Source organism: Streptomyces sp. WM6386 (genome assembly GCF_000972385.1).
Taxonomy (GTDB): domain Bacteria; phylum Actinomycetota; class Actinomycetes; order Streptomycetales; family Streptomycetaceae; genus Streptomyces.
Window position 1 is genome coordinate 18,272 of record NZ_JXTE01000040.1, and the last position, 15,521, is coordinate 33,792.

Below are 15,521 nucleotides of genomic sequence, written 5' to 3' on the forward strand. Positions count from 1 at the left end.
TCCCGCGTCTCGATGTGCATCCCGCGCGGCACCCTCCCCCACTCTCGGCTTCGCTCGAGCGGGGGGACCCCCATCGCGTCGACGCACACCGTCCAGGTCTTCTCCCTGCGCGCCCCCGCCCCGATCGGCGCCGGAAGCGCCACGGCCGACTCGACGGTCCCCCAGTCGATCCCGAGCGCGCCGATGATGTGCGTCCACGAAGGTGACGGTCCCCGAACGCACCGCGCTGCCGCCGGAGTTGCGGAGGACCAGGGTCACCTTCTCGCACCAGCGCTGATCGGTGGCCTCGCGCTCCGGATCGCTCACGGTCAGGGCGGCGGGGGCGGCCGCCGATGCCGTAGGGCTCGGGCCGGCCGGTGAACTCGTAGGCGTACGACCGGGCTTGGCGCCCCCGGCCGAAGAGGCGGGACTGCTCGGAGCGTCCGCGGTCCCCGGTACGCCCCCCGTCTCCGGACTTCCCGGCGTGCCCGACACCGAGGACCGGCCCGGAGCACCCGCCTCCGAACTCCCCTCCGCCCCCGGTGAGTCGGACCTGTCGGACCCCTCGGACCCGTCCAACGGCACGACCCGCACACCGCCCGTCGGTTCGGCGGCACCCGTGGGCTTCGTACCGCCCGCCGCCCCGACCGCGACGTATCCGTCACCGCCGCCGCTCCCGCAGCCGACCAGGACCGCGCCCAGACAGACGACGGCCGCCGACGCGCCGATCACGGCGCCCCGACGGCCATGTGTCCATGTCGTCGCCCGAAGCATCGCGCTGGGGGTGCCCCCTCTGAGGGAGTGGCTGACACTCCGTCAGTAAGGAAGGCCCCTGCGGAACTTCCGTCGCTCCTGGACCGTCAGTCCGAGATCAGCCCCTCGCGCAGCTGCGCCAGCGTCCGCGTCAGCAACCGGGAGACGTGCATCTGGGAGATGCCGACCTCCTCGCCGATCTGCGACTGGGTCATGTTGGCGAAGAAGCGCAGCATGATGATCTGGCGCTCGCGGGGCGGGAGTTTGGCGAGCAGGGGCTTGAGGGACTCGCGGTACTCGACGCCTTCGAGGGCCGTGTCCTCGTAGCCGAGCCGGTCGGCCAGGGAGCCCTCGCCGCCGTCGTCCTCCGGGGCCGGGGAGTCCAGCGAGGAGGCGGTGTACGCGTTGCCGACCGCGAGGCCGTCGACGACGTCCTCCTCCGACACGCCCAGCACCACGGCGAGTTCGGCGACGGTCGGGGAGCGGTCCAGCTTCTGCGAGAGCTCGTCGCTGGCCTTGGTGAGGGCCAGGCGCAGCTCCTGCAGCCGGCGCGGGACGCGCACCGACCAGGACGTGTCGCGGAAGAACCGCTTGATCTCGCCCACGACCGTCGGCATCGCGAACGTCGGGAATTCCACGCCGCGTTCGCAGTCGAAGCGGTCGATCGCCTTGATCAGGCCGATGGTGCCGACCTGGACGATGTCCTCCATCGGCTCGTTGCGCGAGCGGAAGCGGGCCGCCGCGTAGCGCACCAGTGGGAGGTTGAGCTCGATGAGGGTGTCCCGGACGTACACACGCTCGGGGCTGTTCTCGTCGAGGGCGGCGAGCCGCAGGAAGAGGGAGCGGGACAGGGTGCGGGTGTCGAGGGCCCCCGAGGTCACCGGCAGGGCCGGAGCCTCTACGGCGGCCTCGACAGCCGGGTTGTCGTCGAGCGCGGGCGCAGCCTCGCTCTTGATGAGCGTGAGCACCTTCGAGCTGCCCTGGTCTGCGGACATGCCACCCCCTTTGGGTCGCGGGACGGTCGCGGCGAACGCTCCATCGAGGAACGTCAGCCTTCACCTGAATACCGGAGCCGAAGCCCCGGCAAACGCTCTGCCGGAAGAATGTCACATGTCGGCAACACGCTGTAGTGACATGTCGACACGTGAGACGTGAATCCGCCCTGGATAAAGGGGGTCTGACGGTTTTTCGGCGCAGAAGTGTCGGGAACGTACCTGGTGAGCGATTCGCTCGTGCCGGTTACGCCTCGATCCTGCTTGCGAACTGGGGTGTTCCGGAACGCGCCCCCGTGCGCCTCTTATGCATCGATCCGATTGGCGGATCGCAGCCGCTGGAAGCTACGCGCGAGTAGCCGCGAGACATGCATCTGGGAGACACCGAGTTCCGCGCTGATTTGCGACTGGGTGAGATTGCTGTAGTAGCGCAGCAGAAGGATTCGCTGTTCGCGTTCCGGCAGTTGGACCAGCAGATGCCGTACGAGGTCGCGGTGCTCCACACCGTCCAGCGCCGGGTCCTCGTAGCCGAGCCGGTCCAGCAGTCCGGGAAGGCCGTCGCCCTCCTGCGCGGCCTCCAGGGAGGTCGCGTGGTACGAGCGCCCGGCCTCGATGCAGGACAGCACCTCGTCCTCGCCGATGCGCAGCCGCTCGGCGATCTCGGCGGTGGTCGGGGTGCGCCCGAAGGCGGTCGTCAGGTCCTCGGTGGCACCGTTGACCTGCACCCACAGCTCGTGGAGCCGACGGGGCACGTGGACGGTCCGCACGTTGTCACGGAAGTACCGCTTGATCTCGCCGACGACGGTCGGCATCGCGAACGTCGGGAACTGCACGCCCCGGTCCGGGTCGAAGCGGTCGATCGCGTTGATGAGCCCGATCGTGCCGACCTGGATCACGTCCTCCATCGGCTCGTTGCGGGAGCGGAAGCGGGCGGCCGCGTAGCGCACGAGCGGGAGGTTGGCCTCGATGAGCGCCCCGCGTACCCGGTTGTGCTCCGGCGTGCCCGGCTGGACCTCCTTGAGCTGGGCGAAGAGCACCTGGGTGAGCGCCCGGGTGTCGGCGCCGCGGCTGCGCTGGGGGGCGGCGGGCGCCGGGGTCTGGGCGGGCGCCTCTTCCTGGGGCGGCGCAGTACTGGCCGACACGGTCAACGCCACCTCTTCATCGGTCTACATCGGTCAACTCATCCGTCAAAAGCGGTCATAGCATCACAAGACATGTGCACTGTGTGCAAGCACCGCATAACCCCGTGTTGAGGGAAGAGTTGGGGCACAAGACGCACGAAAGCCCCCCGCCGTTCCGGCGAGGGGCCATGCGAGGTGAGGGGGAGCTCAGTACGCGTAGTCCGCGATCACCCAGGTGGCGAACTCCTTCCAGAGCGCCACTCCCGCCTGGTGCTCCGGGTGCTCCACGTACCGGCGCAGCGCGTCCGCGTCCTCGAACCCCGAGTTGATGGCGAAGTCGTAGGCGATGGGCCGGTCGCTGAGGTTCCAGCCCAGCTCCCAGAAGCGGATGTCCTCGATCTTGCCGTCGAGGGCGCGGAAGGCCTCGACGCCCTTCACGACCCGCGGGTCGTCACGCTCGACGCCCTCGTTGAGCTTGAAGAGGACAAGGTGGCGGATCATGTGCGCTCCCAGCTTCCGATCAGCCGCTACTGCGCCCCGTCGGCGAGCCAGGTGAAGAAGTCACCGACGGCCTTGGCGGCATCCGATATGCCCTCGAACCCTATCTGGACGTAGTCCGCCGCCTTGGCCGGGTCCGTGATGATCACGTACAGAATGAAGACCACGAGTATGTAGACAGCGGCCTTTTTAGAATTCACCGCCATCGCGGCCTCCCCCGTGACTGTCGTGCCTGTTGGGACTCCTGTGCCGGCCGCGAGTGTAACTTCCGCACATCACATTTAAGGACCAACGACCTGCGGTTCTGGGCCCTTTGTCGAGCCCGTGGAGCCCAGGCCCCGGCACGCACGAAGGGCCCCGTCTCTCGACGGGGCCCTTCTGAAGCGGTAGCGGAGGGATTTGAACCCTCGGTGACTTGCGCCACACTCGCTTTCGAGGCGAGCTCCTTCGGCCGCTCGGACACGCTACCGAGAGAGACCTTACAACACGGTGGGGCCTGCTCTGAAATCGGTATTACCGGGTCCGGAAGAAGTCCGTGAGGAGCCGCGCGCACTCCTCGGCGAGCACCCCCTCGATCACCTCGGGACGGTGGTTGAGCCGCCGGTCCCGTACGACGTCCCAGAGCGAGCCGGCCGCGCCGGCCTTGTCGTCACGGGCGCCGTAGACGACGCGGTCCACGCGGGACTGCACCAGCGCGCCCGCGCACATCGTGCAGGGTTCCAGGGTGACGACCAGCGTGCAGCCGGTCAGCCGCCACCCTCCGAGTTCCGCGGCCGCCCGGCGCATCGCCAGGATCTCCGCGTGGGCGGTCGGGTCACCGACCGCCTCGCGTTCGTTGTGCCCGGTCCCGAGCACGGTCGTGCCGTCCGGGGCCAGGACGACGGCCCCCACCGGCACATCCGGGCCCGCCCGCCCGGCCTCGTCCAGGGCGAGCCGCATCGCGGCTCGCCAGCGGTCGCGTACCGGGTCAGGGGGGCCCTCGGTGGTCTCCCCGGTCAGCGGACGGTCTCCAGGACCTCCGAGGCGCCCAGGGACTCGGCGATCTCGGTGAGCGCATCCGTCGACAGGGACTTCAGCTCCTTCTCGCTGACACCCAGGTCGTCGAGGACGCCGGGGTCGCCGACCGGACCGTGGGGCACGGCCTCGGCGGAGCCGCCGCTCTCGGCGTCGTCCCCGTCCTCGTCCCCGTCCTCACCGTCCTCGGTGCCGTCGAGATCGAGGGCGTCCAGGTCGGGGTCGTCGTCCCCGGGCTCCCTTCCGAGCAGTTCGTCGGTGAGAAGGATCTCGCCGTAACTGCTGCGGGCAGCGGCGGCGGCGTCCGAGACGTAGATACGAGGGTCGTCCTCGCCGTCGATCCGGACGACGCCGAACCAGGCGTCCTCCTGCTCGATGAGCACCAGCACCGTGTCGTCCTCGGGTGAGGCTTCACGGGCCAGGTCGGCCAGATCCGACAGGGTCTCCACGTCGTCGAGCTCTTTGTCGCTCGCTTCCCACCCGTCTTCGGTGCGCGCGAGCAGTGCGGCGAAGTACACCGTGACTCTCCCACTGGTCATAGGCGTGCCGGTTGGGGGTCCCCCCGGCGGAGGCTATGGGCGGGGAGGCATTGGCTCCGAGCCCCACCCACTCGGAATCGTGGCAGAAACGGAGCGTTCAGGGGACGTCTTCGGCACCCTGTGTCCGCCCGTTTTGATCGTCCACCAGCGGGATCGTACGCGTCCCGGGCGCCCGGGACGTACGCGGGAGCCCGAAGGGAGGGGGTCGGCCTACCGGTTGGCCTACCAGCGGAAGGTGCGCATGCGCATCGCGTGACGCAGCCGGGCCGCCTTGGCGCGCCGTGGCTGGACGCGGTCGCGCAGCTCACGGGCCTCGGCGAGGTCGCGCAGGAACTGGGCGCGGCGCCTGCGGCGCTCGGCGTCGGTCTCCTGTGGTGACTCCTGTGGTGACTCCTGGTTCGGCATCGGTACACCACCCCATTGCGTCCCTCCCACTTTCCCTCCGACGGGGGGTTTGATGCCAGCGGACGGGTGAAGCGGGGTTTGCCCCAGTCAGGGATGCCGCACGGGACGCCGGGGACAACGGGCCCGGTTAATGTTGTGGACATGCGTCTCCACGTCGTCGACCACCCTCTGGTCGCTCACAAGCTCACCACGCTGCGCGACCAGCGCACCGACTCCGCGACCTTCCGTCGGCTGGCCGACGAGCTGGTCACCCTGCTCGCCTACGAGGCCACGCGAGACGTGCGCACCGAAGCGGTCGACATCACGACCCCGGTCACCACCACCACCGGCGTCAAGCTCTCCTACCCGCGCCCCCTGGTCGTGCCGATCCTGCGCGCCGGCCTCGGCATGCTCGACGGCATGGTCCGCCTGCTGCCGACCGCCGAGGTGGGCTTCATGGGCATGGTGCGCGACGAGGAGACGCTCCAGGCGTCCACCTACGCCACGCGCATGCCGGAGGACCTCTCCGGGCGTCAGGTGTACGTCCTCGACCCCATGCTCGCCACCGGCGGCACGCTGGTCGCGGCGATCCGGGAGCTGATCAAGCGGGGTGCGGACGATGTGACGGCCGTGGTGCTGCTGGCTGCGCCGGAGGGCGTCGAGGTCATGGAGCGTGAGCTCGCGGGTGCGCCGGTGACGGTCGTGACGGCGGCGGTCGACGACCACCTCAACGAGCACGGGTACATCGTGCCGGGCCTCGGAGACGCTGGGGACCGGTTGTACGGCGCCGCTGAGTAAGGACGCCGTTTCGCCGTAGGGGTGCGGATGCGTCGCGACCGAAGGCCGTTTGTGGCTGGTCGCGCAGTTTCCCGCGCCCCCCAGGTTTCTTCAGCAGGCCTTGTTCGAAGAAGTGGACGTCGGCTGGGGTGCACCCAGCTTGGCCAGTGCCTTGTCCGCTGTCGCCTTTGCCGTCAGCGACTTGAAGCCTGTGCCGATGATCAGGTCCACGTCGGTGCCCTTGCGGGTGTCCGCGCGCGCCTCCGTGCCCGCGAGCTGTGTGCCGAGGACCGGCAATGACGTGCTCACGGCGGACGTGGGGCCGAGCAACAGCCCCGTGCCCTTGACCTTCTTGTCGAACTCCGCGCTCGCGTTGCCCACGTCGCCGATCTTGAAGCCGCGCTTCTTCAGCTCGTCCGCGGTCTTCTTGGCGAGCCCCGCCCGGGGGGTGGCGTTGAAGACGTTGACGGTGATCTGGGCGGGCTTGGGATAAGCCGCGGTGGAGGAGGAGGCCGAGGCCGACGGGGATGCCTTCGTCGCGCAGTCCGCCTTGGGGCCGGCCGCCGAGGCCTTGTCGCCACCGCCGGTGAAGACGTCGATGAGCTGGAGCGTGCCCCAGCCGACCAGACCGAGCGCGGTGACCGAGGCGACCAGGGCGACCACGAGCCTGCCCCGCCGCCGGGGACGGCGCATGCGCGGGTACTTGTCCCCCGTGATCCGGTACTTGCCGCCCATGCCTGGGGGAGTCAGCATGCTCATGGGCGCAGCGTAGTGCGCCGGGGCGGCGATGCCTACTAAATGATCATTGGATTCGGGCCGGAAGAACCCGAAAGGGCCAACCCTTTACAAGTCCGCCGCTTAGTCCAGCTCAAGCACACGCGCGTGCAGCACCTGGCGCTGCTGGAGCGCCGCCCGCACCGCGCGGTGGAGGCCGTCCTCGAGATACAGGTCCCCCTGCCACTTCACGACGTGCGCGAAGAGGTCGCCGTAGAAGGTGGAGTCCTCGGCGAGCAGGGTTTCCAGGTCGAGCTGGCCCTTGGTCGTCACCAGCTGATCGAGGCGGACCGGGCGCGGCGCGACGTCCGCCCACTGCCGGGTGCTTTCCCGGCCATGGTCGGGGTACGGCCGGCCGTTTCCGATGCGCTTGAAGATCACACGGAAAGCCTACCGGTCAAGACCTTCCGGGCGCAGCCATGGCGACGGAGTGTGATGCTGGAAAGATGCCGTAAAAGGGGGCAAGCCGGGACGGGTGCCTGAGATGAGTGACAGCGAGACCATGCCGCAGGCCGCCGTTCCCGAGGCCCCGGGGAGTGCGCTGGCCCTTCCGAAGGAGGCCCTGGAGATCGCCTCCGGGTACGCCTTCACCGGGCCCGCCCTCGATCTCGGCGCCCTCCTGTGGGACGGGGCGTGTCTGCCGGACGCGCAGGTCAGGATCCCGTTGCCGATGCTGAACCGGCACGGTCTCGTGGCGGGTGCGACGGGCACCGGCAAGACCAAGACGCTCCAGCTGATCGCCGAGCAGCTCTCGGCGCAGGGTGTGCCGGTGTTCCTCGCGGACATCAAGGGCGACGTGTCCGGGATCTCGGCGCCCGGAGCCCGTAACGACAAGGTGCAGGCCCGCGCCGCGGACGTACATCAGGAGTGGACGGCGACCGGCTTCCCGGCCGAGTTCTACGCCCTCGGCGGCCTCGGTCACGGGATCCCCGTGCGGGCGACGATCACGGACTTCGGCCCGCTGCTGCTGTCCAAGGTGCTCCAGCTCAACCAGACCCAGGAGCAGTCGCTCGGCCTGATCTTCCACTACGCCGACACCAAGGGCCTGGAGCTGGTCGACCTCAAGGACCTCAGGGCGGTGGTCACCTTCCTGACCTCGGACGAGGGCAGGAGCGAGCTGAAGAACATCGGCGGACTGTCCACGGCGACAGCGGGCGTGATCCTGCGCTCCCTCACCGCCTTCGAGGCGCAGGGCATGGCCGGCTTCTTCGGGGAGCCGGAGTTCGACACGAACGAGCTGCTGCGCACGGCCGAGGACGGGCGCGGCATGGTCTCCGTCCTCGAACTGCCCGCCGTACAGGACAAACCGCAGCTGTTCTCGACGTTCCTGATGTGGCTGCTCGCCGACCTCTTCCACGATCTGCCCGAGGTCGGGGACGCCGACAAGCCGAAGCTGGTCTTCTTCTTCGACGAGGCGCATCTGCTCTTCCACGACGCCTCGAAGGCGTTCCTGGACTCGATCACGCAGACCGTCCGGCTGATTCGCTCGAAAGGGGTCGGTGTCTTCTTCGTGACGCAGTCGCCGAAGGACGTACCCGCCGATGTGCTGGCCCAGCTCGGCAATCGCGTCCAGCATGCGCTGCGCGCCTTCACGCCGGACGACCAGAAGGCGCTGAAGGCGACCGTGAGGACCTTCCCCGACTCCGCGTACGACCTGGAGGAGCTGCTCACCGGCCTCGGCACGGGTGAGGCCGTGGTGACTGTTCTCAGCGAGAAGGGCGCCCCGACCCCCGTCGCCGCGACCCGGCTGCGGGCCCCCGAGTCCCTGATGGGCCCGATCGAGGCCGGCGCCCTCGACGAGGCGGTCAGGTCCTCGCCGCTCCACGGACGTTACGCACAGGCTGTGGACAGAGAGTCGGCGTTCGAGAAGTTGAACGCGTCCCGCGGGGCGAAGGGCCCGGACGAGATGAAGGCACGGCCCCGGAAAGCCGAGCAGAAAGAACAGCCCTCCGTCGTCGAACAGGTCGTCGGCAGCGGGGTGTTCAAGTCCCTCGCCCGCTCCCTGGGGACACAGATCGGCCGCGAGATCAGCCGCTCGGTCTTCGGTACGGCACGGCGGAGGCGGTGACCCCGCAAGGTCCCGCCTCCGCCGCCGTATCAGCCGCGCTTCGCTTCCTTCACCGGCGGCTGCTTCTCGTGGACCTGCGGCTTGGGCGCGTTGCGGGAAGCCTCCGCGCGCACGAGGGCGCGCAGGACGGCGTACGGGTCGATGGGCATGGTCGTGCTCCTTGCGTCGCTGCGTGACTGACCTCTGGTGCGAGGGCCGGTCAGCAGCGCAGGACCACCGAGCGCAGGGTGTGCAGGGCGTACGGCGGCCGCGGCGGCGCCGGGAGGGGGCGGCCCGCCGGGACGCCGGGCGCCGGGGCGGGCCGGGGTGCGGGGCGCAGGGGTACGACGGGACGGTGGGCGGCGCGGGCCGGTGGCCGCAGGGCCGTGTCCACGACGTCGTGCTCGGCGGCCTCGCCGGCGACCGGGGCGACGGCAAGGGCGGCGTGCGCCCCGGCGTGGCCGCCCGGCACGAGCAGCGCGAGCAGCAGGACAAAGGCTCGGAGCCAGGTTCTGGTGCTGCTCATGGTTGCTGGTCTGCCCCAGGGAGTACGAGGTTCATCGCGTCGTCCGTCAGATCCGCTCGCACGGGTTACTCACACCGTGCGCGGCACTTTCCCGGCCTGCCCGCGCATCCGTACCGCCGTGACGATCTCGACGATGCCCACGGCGACCAGCCAGATCCCGCCGACCACGGTGAGGACGGCGACCGACTCGAAGGGGGAGTCGATCAGCACGATCCCGGCGAGGAACGTGACGATCCCGAGGAAGATCTGCCAGCCGCGGGCGGGCATCGACGGATCGGAGGCGGCGGCCAGAGTCTGGGTGATCCCGCGGATGAGCCAGCCGATGCCGATCCACAGGGCGAGCAGCAGGAGCGACTGCATGGGGCCGCGGAAGCAGAACAGGCCCAGCAGGATCGACAGGGCGCCGCTGATGAAGGCGAGGACGCGCAGCCCGGTCGTCTTGTGCGTGCCGAAGGCGGAGACCAGCTGGAAGACGCCGCTGACGACGAGGTAGACGCCGAACAGGATGCCGGTGGCGAGGAGCGTGGAGCCCGGCCAGACCAGCACCAGGACGCCCAGGACCAGCGAGGCGATGCCGGTGAGCAGGACGACCTGCCAGGCGGCCCTGGACAGCGCGTGCAGGGGGCCCTCGACGGGCGGCTCGGGCTCATGGGCGCGCTGCTGCGTGTGGACCCTGCGGTCGTCGAACTCCCGGCCCCAGGAGGAGCCGTGCGGTGCCTCGGTCATGGTCCATGCTTGGACCGCGTACGGCCGCCCCGCACGGTGGGCTGGGCCGATCGGCCTACTTGCCGGCCGCCTTCGCCGCCTTCGCCGCCGCCTTCATCTCCTGCTTGTGCGCCCGTACCTTGACCAGCGAGTCCGGGCCGGTGATGTCGGCGACCGACCGGAAGGACCTGGCCTCGCCGTACGCGCCCGCCGCCTCCCGCCAGCCCTTCGGCTGTACGCCCAGCTGCTTGCCGAGCAGGGCCAGGAAGATCTGGGCCTTCTGCTTGCCGAAGCCGGGCAGGTCCTCCAGCCGGCGGAGCAGTTCGCCTCCGTCGTCCACGCCCTTCCAGACGAGCTCGGCGTTGCCGTCGTAGTGCTCGACGAGGTACTGGCACAGCTGCTGGATCCGCTTGGCCATGGAGCCCGGGTAGCGGTGGACCGCAGGCTTGTCCGAGAGCAGGGTCGCGAAGGCGTCCGGGTCCTGCGCGGCGATCTCGTGCGCGTCCAGGTCGTCCAGGCCGAGCCGGTCCGCGATCGTCCGGGGCCCCTTGAACGCCCACTCCATCGGAACCTGCTGGTCCAGCAGCATCCCGACCAGCGCGGCGAGCGGGGAGCGCCCGAGGAGCTCGTCGGCCTCGGGGTCCTGGGCGAGGTGAAGGGTGACGTCCATGACGTCGATCATGCCGCGTACGGGGTCAGGCCGCCCGCCAGTACCCCAGCGCGTGCATCCGCTCCTTGGGGACGCCCAGGTCCTTGCGGACGTACGAGGACAGGGTGCGGGTCGTCTTCGTGTCGCAGGCGATCCAGACGTACGCGTCCGGGTGGGCCTTGAGCAGGTCGGGGAGGTCCTTCTTCACCTCGTCGACCAGGGATGAAGACGGGCGGACGTCATGGCGGGTCGGGTCCGTGCGGAAGGGGAGGCCGTCCGTGCCGCCCTCGAACCAGACCGTCGCCGGGGCCGAGTCCAGTGCTTTGAGCAGGGAGTTGATGGCGGGCAGGGACGCCGGGTCGCCGATCGCGAAGACATGGGTCGGTGACGGGTCGGGGTTCTCGAACGCCGTGCCGTGGACCGTCGCCTCGATGGTGTCGCCGGGCTTCGCGTTCCGGGCCCAGTCGCTCGCCACGCCCTCGTGGAGGGCGAACTCCAGGCCGAAGGTGCCGGCCGCGGGGTCCGGGTCGACGAGGGTGTAGGCCCGCTGGTGCGGCTTGCCCGCGTCGGAGAACCACAGCCGGACCCACATCGTGGGGTGGACGCCGGTCGCGGCGAGCATGCCGCCGTCGCTGAGGTGGATGCGCCGGTAGGTCGCGGTGACGTCCTCGGCGCCGGTGACGGTGAGGACGTAGTCCCTCGCCCGCAGCAGTCTGAGGACCGCGCCCTCCCAGCCGTGCCCCTGCCCCATCGCCTCTTCACCCCTCGCGTACGATTCCACCACCAGTTACTTAGGTGAGCCTAACCTAAAGCACAGGAGAGACCCAGAGTGAGCGCCGAGATCTACCGGGATGTCTGGGGTGTCCCGCATCTGCGTGCCGACAGCATGCGCGAACTCGCCCGCGCCCAGGGCAACGTCACCGCCCGCGACCGGGCCTGGCAGCTGGAGGTCGAGCGGCACCGGGCCCGCGGCACCTCGGCGTCCCTCCTCGGCCCCGACGCCCTGCCCTGGGACCGGTTCGCGCGCAGGGCCCGGCTGGAGGACACCGCGAGACGTTGCTTCGAGCATCTGGAGAGACGGGACCCGGAGACGGCCGACTGGGTACGGGCGTACGTCGACGGGGTCAACGAAGGCCTCGCCGACGCCACCCTGCCCCTGGGTGCCCCCGGCCGCTGGGAGCCCTGGACCCCCCTCGGCGTCTGGCTCGGTGCCCACATCCTCTTCGCGGGCTTCCCCGCCAAGCTCTGGCGCGAGCAGGCCGTCAAGCACCTCGGCGAGGAGGCCGTCGGGCTCTTCGCCGTCGACGGTCCCGGCACCTCCGGCAGCAACGGCTGGCTGGTGAGCGGCGAACGGACCGTGACAGGCCAGGCCGTCATCGCCGGCGACCCGCACCGCTTCATCGAGGATCCGGGCGTCTACCAGCAGATCCACCTCTCCTGCCCGGAGTTCGACGTCGTCGGCCTCGCCGTCCCCGGCGTCCCCGGCATCGCCCACTTCGGCCACACCGGCACGGTCGCCTGGGCCATCACCAACGCCATGGCCGACTACCAGGACCTGTACGAGGAGCGGCTGCGGCGGACCGGGGCCGGTGTCGAGGCCCTTGGCCCGGACGGGAGTTGGACGCGCGCCTACCGGCACACCGAGACCGTCGAAGTCGCCGGCGAGGAGTCCGTCGAGGTCGAGGTCATCGAGACCGAGCGCGGGCCCGTCATCGCCGGCGGCCCGGAGGGGCTCGACGACGGCACGCCGCTCGCCCTCAGCCTCCGCACCCCGCCTCGCGTCACCGGCGACCTGGGCTTCAGCACCCTGCTTCCCCTGCTGCGCGCCCGCCGGGTCGCCGACGTGGACCGGGCCTTCGACAGCTGGGCCGAGCCGGTCAACGTCGTACAGGCCGCCGACACCGAGGGCGGGCTGCTGCACCGGGTCGCGGGCCGGGTGCCGGTGCGGTCCGAGGCCAACCGCACCCGTGTCGTCCCCGCCTGGGAGCTTGGGCACGAGTGGCGGGGCTGGCATGACATGCCCCGCGCCGGACTCACCGAGGACGGCGTCGCCGTCATGGCCAACCAGCGAGGTCCGGCGCAACCGCTCGGCGTCGAGTTCGCCCCGCCGCACCGCGCGAACCGCATCGCGGCGATGCTCGCGGGCAAGGACAAGTGGTCGGCCGGGGACATGCCCGCCCTCCACATGGACACGTATCTGGCCTCCGCCGGGCCCCTGTTGGACCACCTCGCCGCCCTCCGGGATCTGACCCCGCAGGCCGCCGGACTCACCGACACCCTGCTGCGCTGGAACCGCCGCATGGACGCGGACAGCGAGGACGCCGCCCTCTACTCCGCGGTGCGCGGCGCCGTCGTGCGCCGACTCGCCGCCCACCCCGCGTTCGCCGCGCTGACCGCCCCGCCCGCCTACCCCGAGGTCCTCCTCCCCTGGCTCGGCCTGCTGCCGCGCATCGGCTTCGCCCTCGAACACCTGCTGCGCGCCGAGGAGTTGTACGGCATCGACCGTCCCGCCGAGATCCGCGCGGCCGTCGAGGAGGTGGCCGCCGGGAAGCCGCCCGCGGCCTGGGGCGAGACCCATCGGCTGTACCCGTGGCGGGCGTTGCCGGACACGTCGTACGAGAAGGACGACGAACCCGGGCTCTCCGGCGACCACGACTGCGTGCTGTGCACCTCCGCCGTGCCCGGTCTGACCGACCTGGCCGCGCGGGGTCCGGCCGCCCGCTACGTGTGGGATCTGGCCCGGCGCGAGGACAGCCGCTGGGTGGTGCCGTTCGGTGCCTCGGGCGTGCCCGGCTCGCCCCATCACCGTGATCAACTTCCCCTGTGGCTGGCGGGCGGCCTCGTCCCGGTCGTCACCGACTTCGAACAGCTCAGCAAGGAGAGCGATGTCTGACACCTACGTCCATGAGCAGGAGGTCGACGGCTTCGGCACCGTCCGCGTGCGCACCCTCGACGCGAAGGCCGACGCCGAGGTGCTGCACGGTTGGGTCAGCGAGGAACGGGCCGTCTTCTGGGGCATGAACGGCCTCACCCAGGACCAAGTGGCCGAGATCTACGCCCATATGGACACCCTCGACACCCACCACGCCTATCTGCTGGAGAAGGACGGCGAGCCGGTCGGACTGCTCCAGACCTATGAGCCGGAGGCCGACCGGGTCAGCGAGTGCTACCCCGTCGAGCCCGGTGACATCGGCGTCCATCTGCTGCTCGCGCCGGCCGGAGCGGACGGCGGACGGTCCGGCTGGTCGTCGGCGCTGCTGGGCGCCGTCGCGTCGTACGTCCTGCTCGGCCTGGGCCGCGAGCGGGTCGTGGTCGATCCCGACGTACGCAACGAGAAGGCGATCGCCCGGTTCCTGCGGCAGGGGTTCGTGGCCGGGGAGAAGGTCGTGCTGCCGGAGATCGACATCCCGGATGTGCAGCTGCCCGAGAAGCACGCTCAACTGGCCTTCCTGGCCAGGGAGGTAGCCTTCCCGGCGTGACCCCGGAAGACCTCGTCGCCCATTACGGACTGGAGCCGATCCCGCGCGAGGGGGGCCTGTTCCGCCGTACCTGGGCGGGCCCCGAGCGCGCGGACGGCAGACCGGAGGGCTCGGCCATAGTCGCCCTGCTCACCGCCGGCGACTTCTCCGCCCTGCACCGCCTGCCCGGCGACGAGATCTGGCACTTCTACCTCGGCGACCCCCTGGAACTCCTGCTCCTGTCCCCGGACGGCACGTCGAGTTCTCCGGTGCTGGGCCCCGACGTCCTCGCCGGTCAGCACGTCCAGCTGACCGTCCCCGGCGGGACCTGGATGGGGGCGCGCACGCGGGGCGCGTGGACGTTCTTCGGCTGCACGATGGCTCCCGGGTTCACCTACGAGGGCTATGAGCACGGCGACTCCGAGGCCCTGATGGCGCAGCATCCCGCGGAGGCCGACCGGATCGCGCGACTGTGTCGGCCATGAGACTCCTCGAAGGACAGGTCGCCCTCGTCACGGGCGCGGGCGGCGGTATCGGGCGGGGGATCGCGGTGCGGTTCGCCGAACAGGGGGCGGCCGCGGTCGTCGTGCACTGCCGTACGGCGGTGACGGCGGCGGAGGAAGTGGCGGCCCGGGTCCGGGAGTCGGGCGCGCGGGCCGTCGTCCTCCAGGCGGATCTGACGGACGAGAACGACTGCCGGGAACTGGTCCGGGAGGCGGACGCGTGGGGCGGCGGACTGACCGCGCTGGTCAACAACGCGGGGGTGCAGCCGGTGCGGGAGCTGCTCGGGATGACGGCCGCCGAGTGGCGGGAGGTCGTCGACACCAACCTGACGAGCGCCTTCGCGTGCACGCAGGCGGCGGCGGAGGTCATGGAGCACGGAGGTGGCTCGGTGACGCACATCGCCTCGATCGAGGCGCACGGTCCCGCCACCGGGCACGCCCACTACTGCGCGTCCAAGGCCGCCCTGGTGATGCACGCCCGGTCGGCGGCCCTGGAGTACGGGCCTCGCGGCATCCGCGTCAACAGCGTCTCGCCCGGGCTGATCGACCGGGAGGGGCTGGCGTCGGACTGGCCGCAGGGCGTGGAACGGTGGCATGCGAAGGCGCCCCTGGGCCGGCTGGGCCGCCCCGAGGACGTCGGCGACGCCTGTGTGTTCCTCGCCTCGCCGCTCGCCTCCTGGATCACCGGGCAGGACCTGGTCGTCGACGGCGGAGTGTCGGCGCGGCCCACGTGGTGAGCGTTCCGGCGCCGCTGTCCGTACATATCCCGGAGCTGCGGGACGGAGTATTGACGTGGAGCGTG

20 protein-coding genes and 1 tRNA gene are annotated in these 15,521 nt (G+C 70.7%); 7 read left to right on the forward strand and 14 right to left on the reverse strand.

All coding sequences use genetic code 11. From position 1 onward, the window contains the following. Positions 1-280: 280 nt before the first annotated feature. A complete protein-coding gene (locus tag TN53_RS49355) occupies positions 281-802 on the forward strand; it encodes a hypothetical protein (RefSeq protein WP_159038187.1) in 522 nt (173 codons plus the stop codon). Positions 803-839: 37 nt separating this feature from the next. Here the strand turns inward: TN53_RS49355 and TN53_RS23920 are convergent, their stop codons facing one another. From TN53_RS23920 to TN53_RS23955, 8 genes are all read right to left on the reverse strand, one after another. Continuing rightward, on the reverse strand, positions 840-1,727 hold the full coding sequence (locus TN53_RS23920) for an RNA polymerase sigma factor SigF (RefSeq protein WP_046260673.1): 888 nt from the start codon (positions 1,725-1,727) through the stop codon (positions 840-842). 302 nt (positions 1,728-2,029) lie between these two features. Beyond that, a complete protein-coding gene (locus TN53_RS23925; protein ID WP_046260674.1) occupies positions 2,030-2,878 on the reverse strand; it encodes an RNA polymerase sigma factor SigF in 849 nt (282 codons plus the stop codon). A gap of 174 nt (positions 2,879-3,052) precedes the next feature. Next, on the reverse strand, positions 3,053-3,346 hold the full coding sequence (locus TN53_RS23930; RefSeq protein WP_046260675.1) for a Dabb family protein: 294 nt from the start codon (positions 3,344-3,346) through the stop codon (positions 3,053-3,055). A 26-nt stretch (positions 3,347-3,372) separates the two neighbouring features. Then, positions 3,373-3,549, reverse strand: a complete 177-nt coding sequence (locus TN53_RS47905) for a hypothetical protein (RefSeq protein WP_046260676.1) — start codon at positions 3,547-3,549, stop codon at positions 3,373-3,375. A gap of 178 nt (positions 3,550-3,727) precedes the next feature. Then, positions 3,728-3,812: transfer RNA gene (locus tag TN53_RS23940), tRNA-Ser, on the reverse strand. 44 nt (positions 3,813-3,856) lie between these two features. After that, positions 3,857-4,282 (reverse strand): tRNA adenosine(34) deaminase TadA, encoded by a 426-nt coding sequence (gene tadA, locus TN53_RS23945; RefSeq protein ID WP_046260677.1) that lies wholly within the window; start codon positions 4,280-4,282, stop codon positions 3,857-3,859. Positions 4,283-4,338: 56 nt separating this feature from the next. Beyond that, positions 4,339-4,875, reverse strand: coding sequence for a hypothetical protein (locus TN53_RS23950; RefSeq protein ID WP_046260678.1), 537 nt, complete (start codon positions 4,873-4,875; stop codon positions 4,339-4,341). A 243-nt stretch (positions 4,876-5,118) separates the two neighbouring features. Beyond that, a complete protein-coding gene (locus TN53_RS23955; protein ID WP_046260679.1) occupies positions 5,119-5,301 on the reverse strand; it encodes a hypothetical protein in 183 nt (60 codons plus the stop codon). Positions 5,302-5,442: 141 nt separating this feature from the next. Here TN53_RS23955 and upp point away from each other — a divergent pair, with 141 nt between their 5' ends. Continuing rightward, positions 5,443-6,078 (forward strand): uracil phosphoribosyltransferase, encoded by a 636-nt coding sequence (upp, locus tag TN53_RS23960; protein ID WP_046260721.1) that lies wholly within the window; start codon positions 5,443-5,445, stop codon positions 6,076-6,078. A gap of 90 nt (positions 6,079-6,168) precedes the next feature. Here upp and TN53_RS23965 read toward each other — a convergent pair whose 3' ends face one another. Beyond that, entirely contained in the window at positions 6,169-6,816 is a 648-nt protein-coding gene (locus tag TN53_RS23965) for a LytR C-terminal domain-containing protein (RefSeq protein ID WP_234441687.1), read from the reverse strand. Between the two features lie 99 nt (positions 6,817-6,915). Then, positions 6,916-7,212, reverse strand: a complete 297-nt coding sequence (locus TN53_RS23970; RefSeq protein WP_003999914.1) for a type II toxin-antitoxin system VapB family antitoxin — start codon at positions 7,210-7,212, stop codon at positions 6,916-6,918. Positions 7,213-7,315: 103 nt separating this feature from the next. On the opposite strand from TN53_RS23970, the gene TN53_RS23975 reads away from it, so the two are divergent. After that, positions 7,316-8,899, forward strand: coding sequence for a helicase HerA-like domain-containing protein (locus tag TN53_RS23975; RefSeq protein WP_046260681.1), 1,584 nt, complete (start codon positions 7,316-7,318; stop codon positions 8,897-8,899). Between the two features lie 199 nt (positions 8,900-9,098). On the opposite strand, the gene TN53_RS23980 is transcribed toward TN53_RS23975, so the two are convergent. From TN53_RS23980 to TN53_RS23995, 4 genes are all read right to left on the reverse strand, one after another. Beyond that, positions 9,099-9,404: a hypothetical protein gene (locus TN53_RS23980; protein WP_046260682.1), complete on the reverse strand. Its 306-nt coding sequence runs from the start codon at positions 9,402-9,404 to the stop codon at positions 9,099-9,101. A 69-nt stretch (positions 9,405-9,473) separates the two neighbouring features. Continuing rightward, entirely contained in the window at positions 9,474-10,130 is a 657-nt protein-coding gene (locus TN53_RS23985) for an HdeD family acid-resistance protein (RefSeq protein WP_046260683.1), read from the reverse strand. A gap of 55 nt (positions 10,131-10,185) precedes the next feature. Next, the gene (locus tag TN53_RS23990; protein ID WP_046260722.1) at positions 10,186-10,779 is read right to left on the reverse strand and encodes an HhH-GPD-type base excision DNA repair protein; all 594 of its coding nucleotides are present in this window, start codon (positions 10,777-10,779) and stop codon (positions 10,186-10,188) included. A gap of 25 nt (positions 10,780-10,804) precedes the next feature. After that, a complete protein-coding gene (locus TN53_RS23995; RefSeq protein WP_046260684.1) occupies positions 10,805-11,509 on the reverse strand; it encodes a siderophore-interacting protein in 705 nt (234 codons plus the stop codon). Positions 11,510-11,587: 78 nt separating this feature from the next. Between TN53_RS23995 and TN53_RS24000 the strand changes: the two genes are divergently transcribed. From TN53_RS24000 to TN53_RS24015, 4 genes are read left to right on the forward strand one after another with little or no spacing between them, the layout of a single operon-like run. Then, the gene (locus tag TN53_RS24000; RefSeq protein ID WP_046260685.1) at positions 11,588-13,651 is read left to right on the forward strand and encodes a penicillin acylase family protein; all 2,064 of its coding nucleotides are present in this window, start codon (positions 11,588-11,590) and stop codon (positions 13,649-13,651) included. After that, a complete protein-coding gene (locus TN53_RS24005) occupies positions 13,644-14,237 on the forward strand; it encodes a GNAT family N-acetyltransferase (protein ID WP_046260686.1) in 594 nt (197 codons plus the stop codon). Before TN53_RS24000 ends, TN53_RS24005 begins: the two co-directional genes overlap by 8 nt. Continuing rightward, positions 14,234-14,701 carry a cupin domain-containing protein gene (locus TN53_RS24010; RefSeq protein WP_046260687.1) on the forward strand — a complete coding sequence of 156 codons (468 nt, stop codon included), beginning with the start codon at positions 14,234-14,236 and terminating at the stop codon, positions 14,699-14,701. The genes TN53_RS24005 and TN53_RS24010 overlap by 4 nt, the downstream gene beginning before the upstream one ends. After that, positions 14,698-15,456: an SDR family NAD(P)-dependent oxidoreductase gene (locus tag TN53_RS24015; RefSeq protein ID WP_046260688.1), complete on the forward strand. Its 759-nt coding sequence runs from the start codon at positions 14,698-14,700 to the stop codon at positions 15,454-15,456. Before TN53_RS24010 ends, TN53_RS24015 begins: the two co-directional genes overlap by 4 nt. The last annotated feature ends 65 nt before the right edge of the window (positions 15,457-15,521 follow it).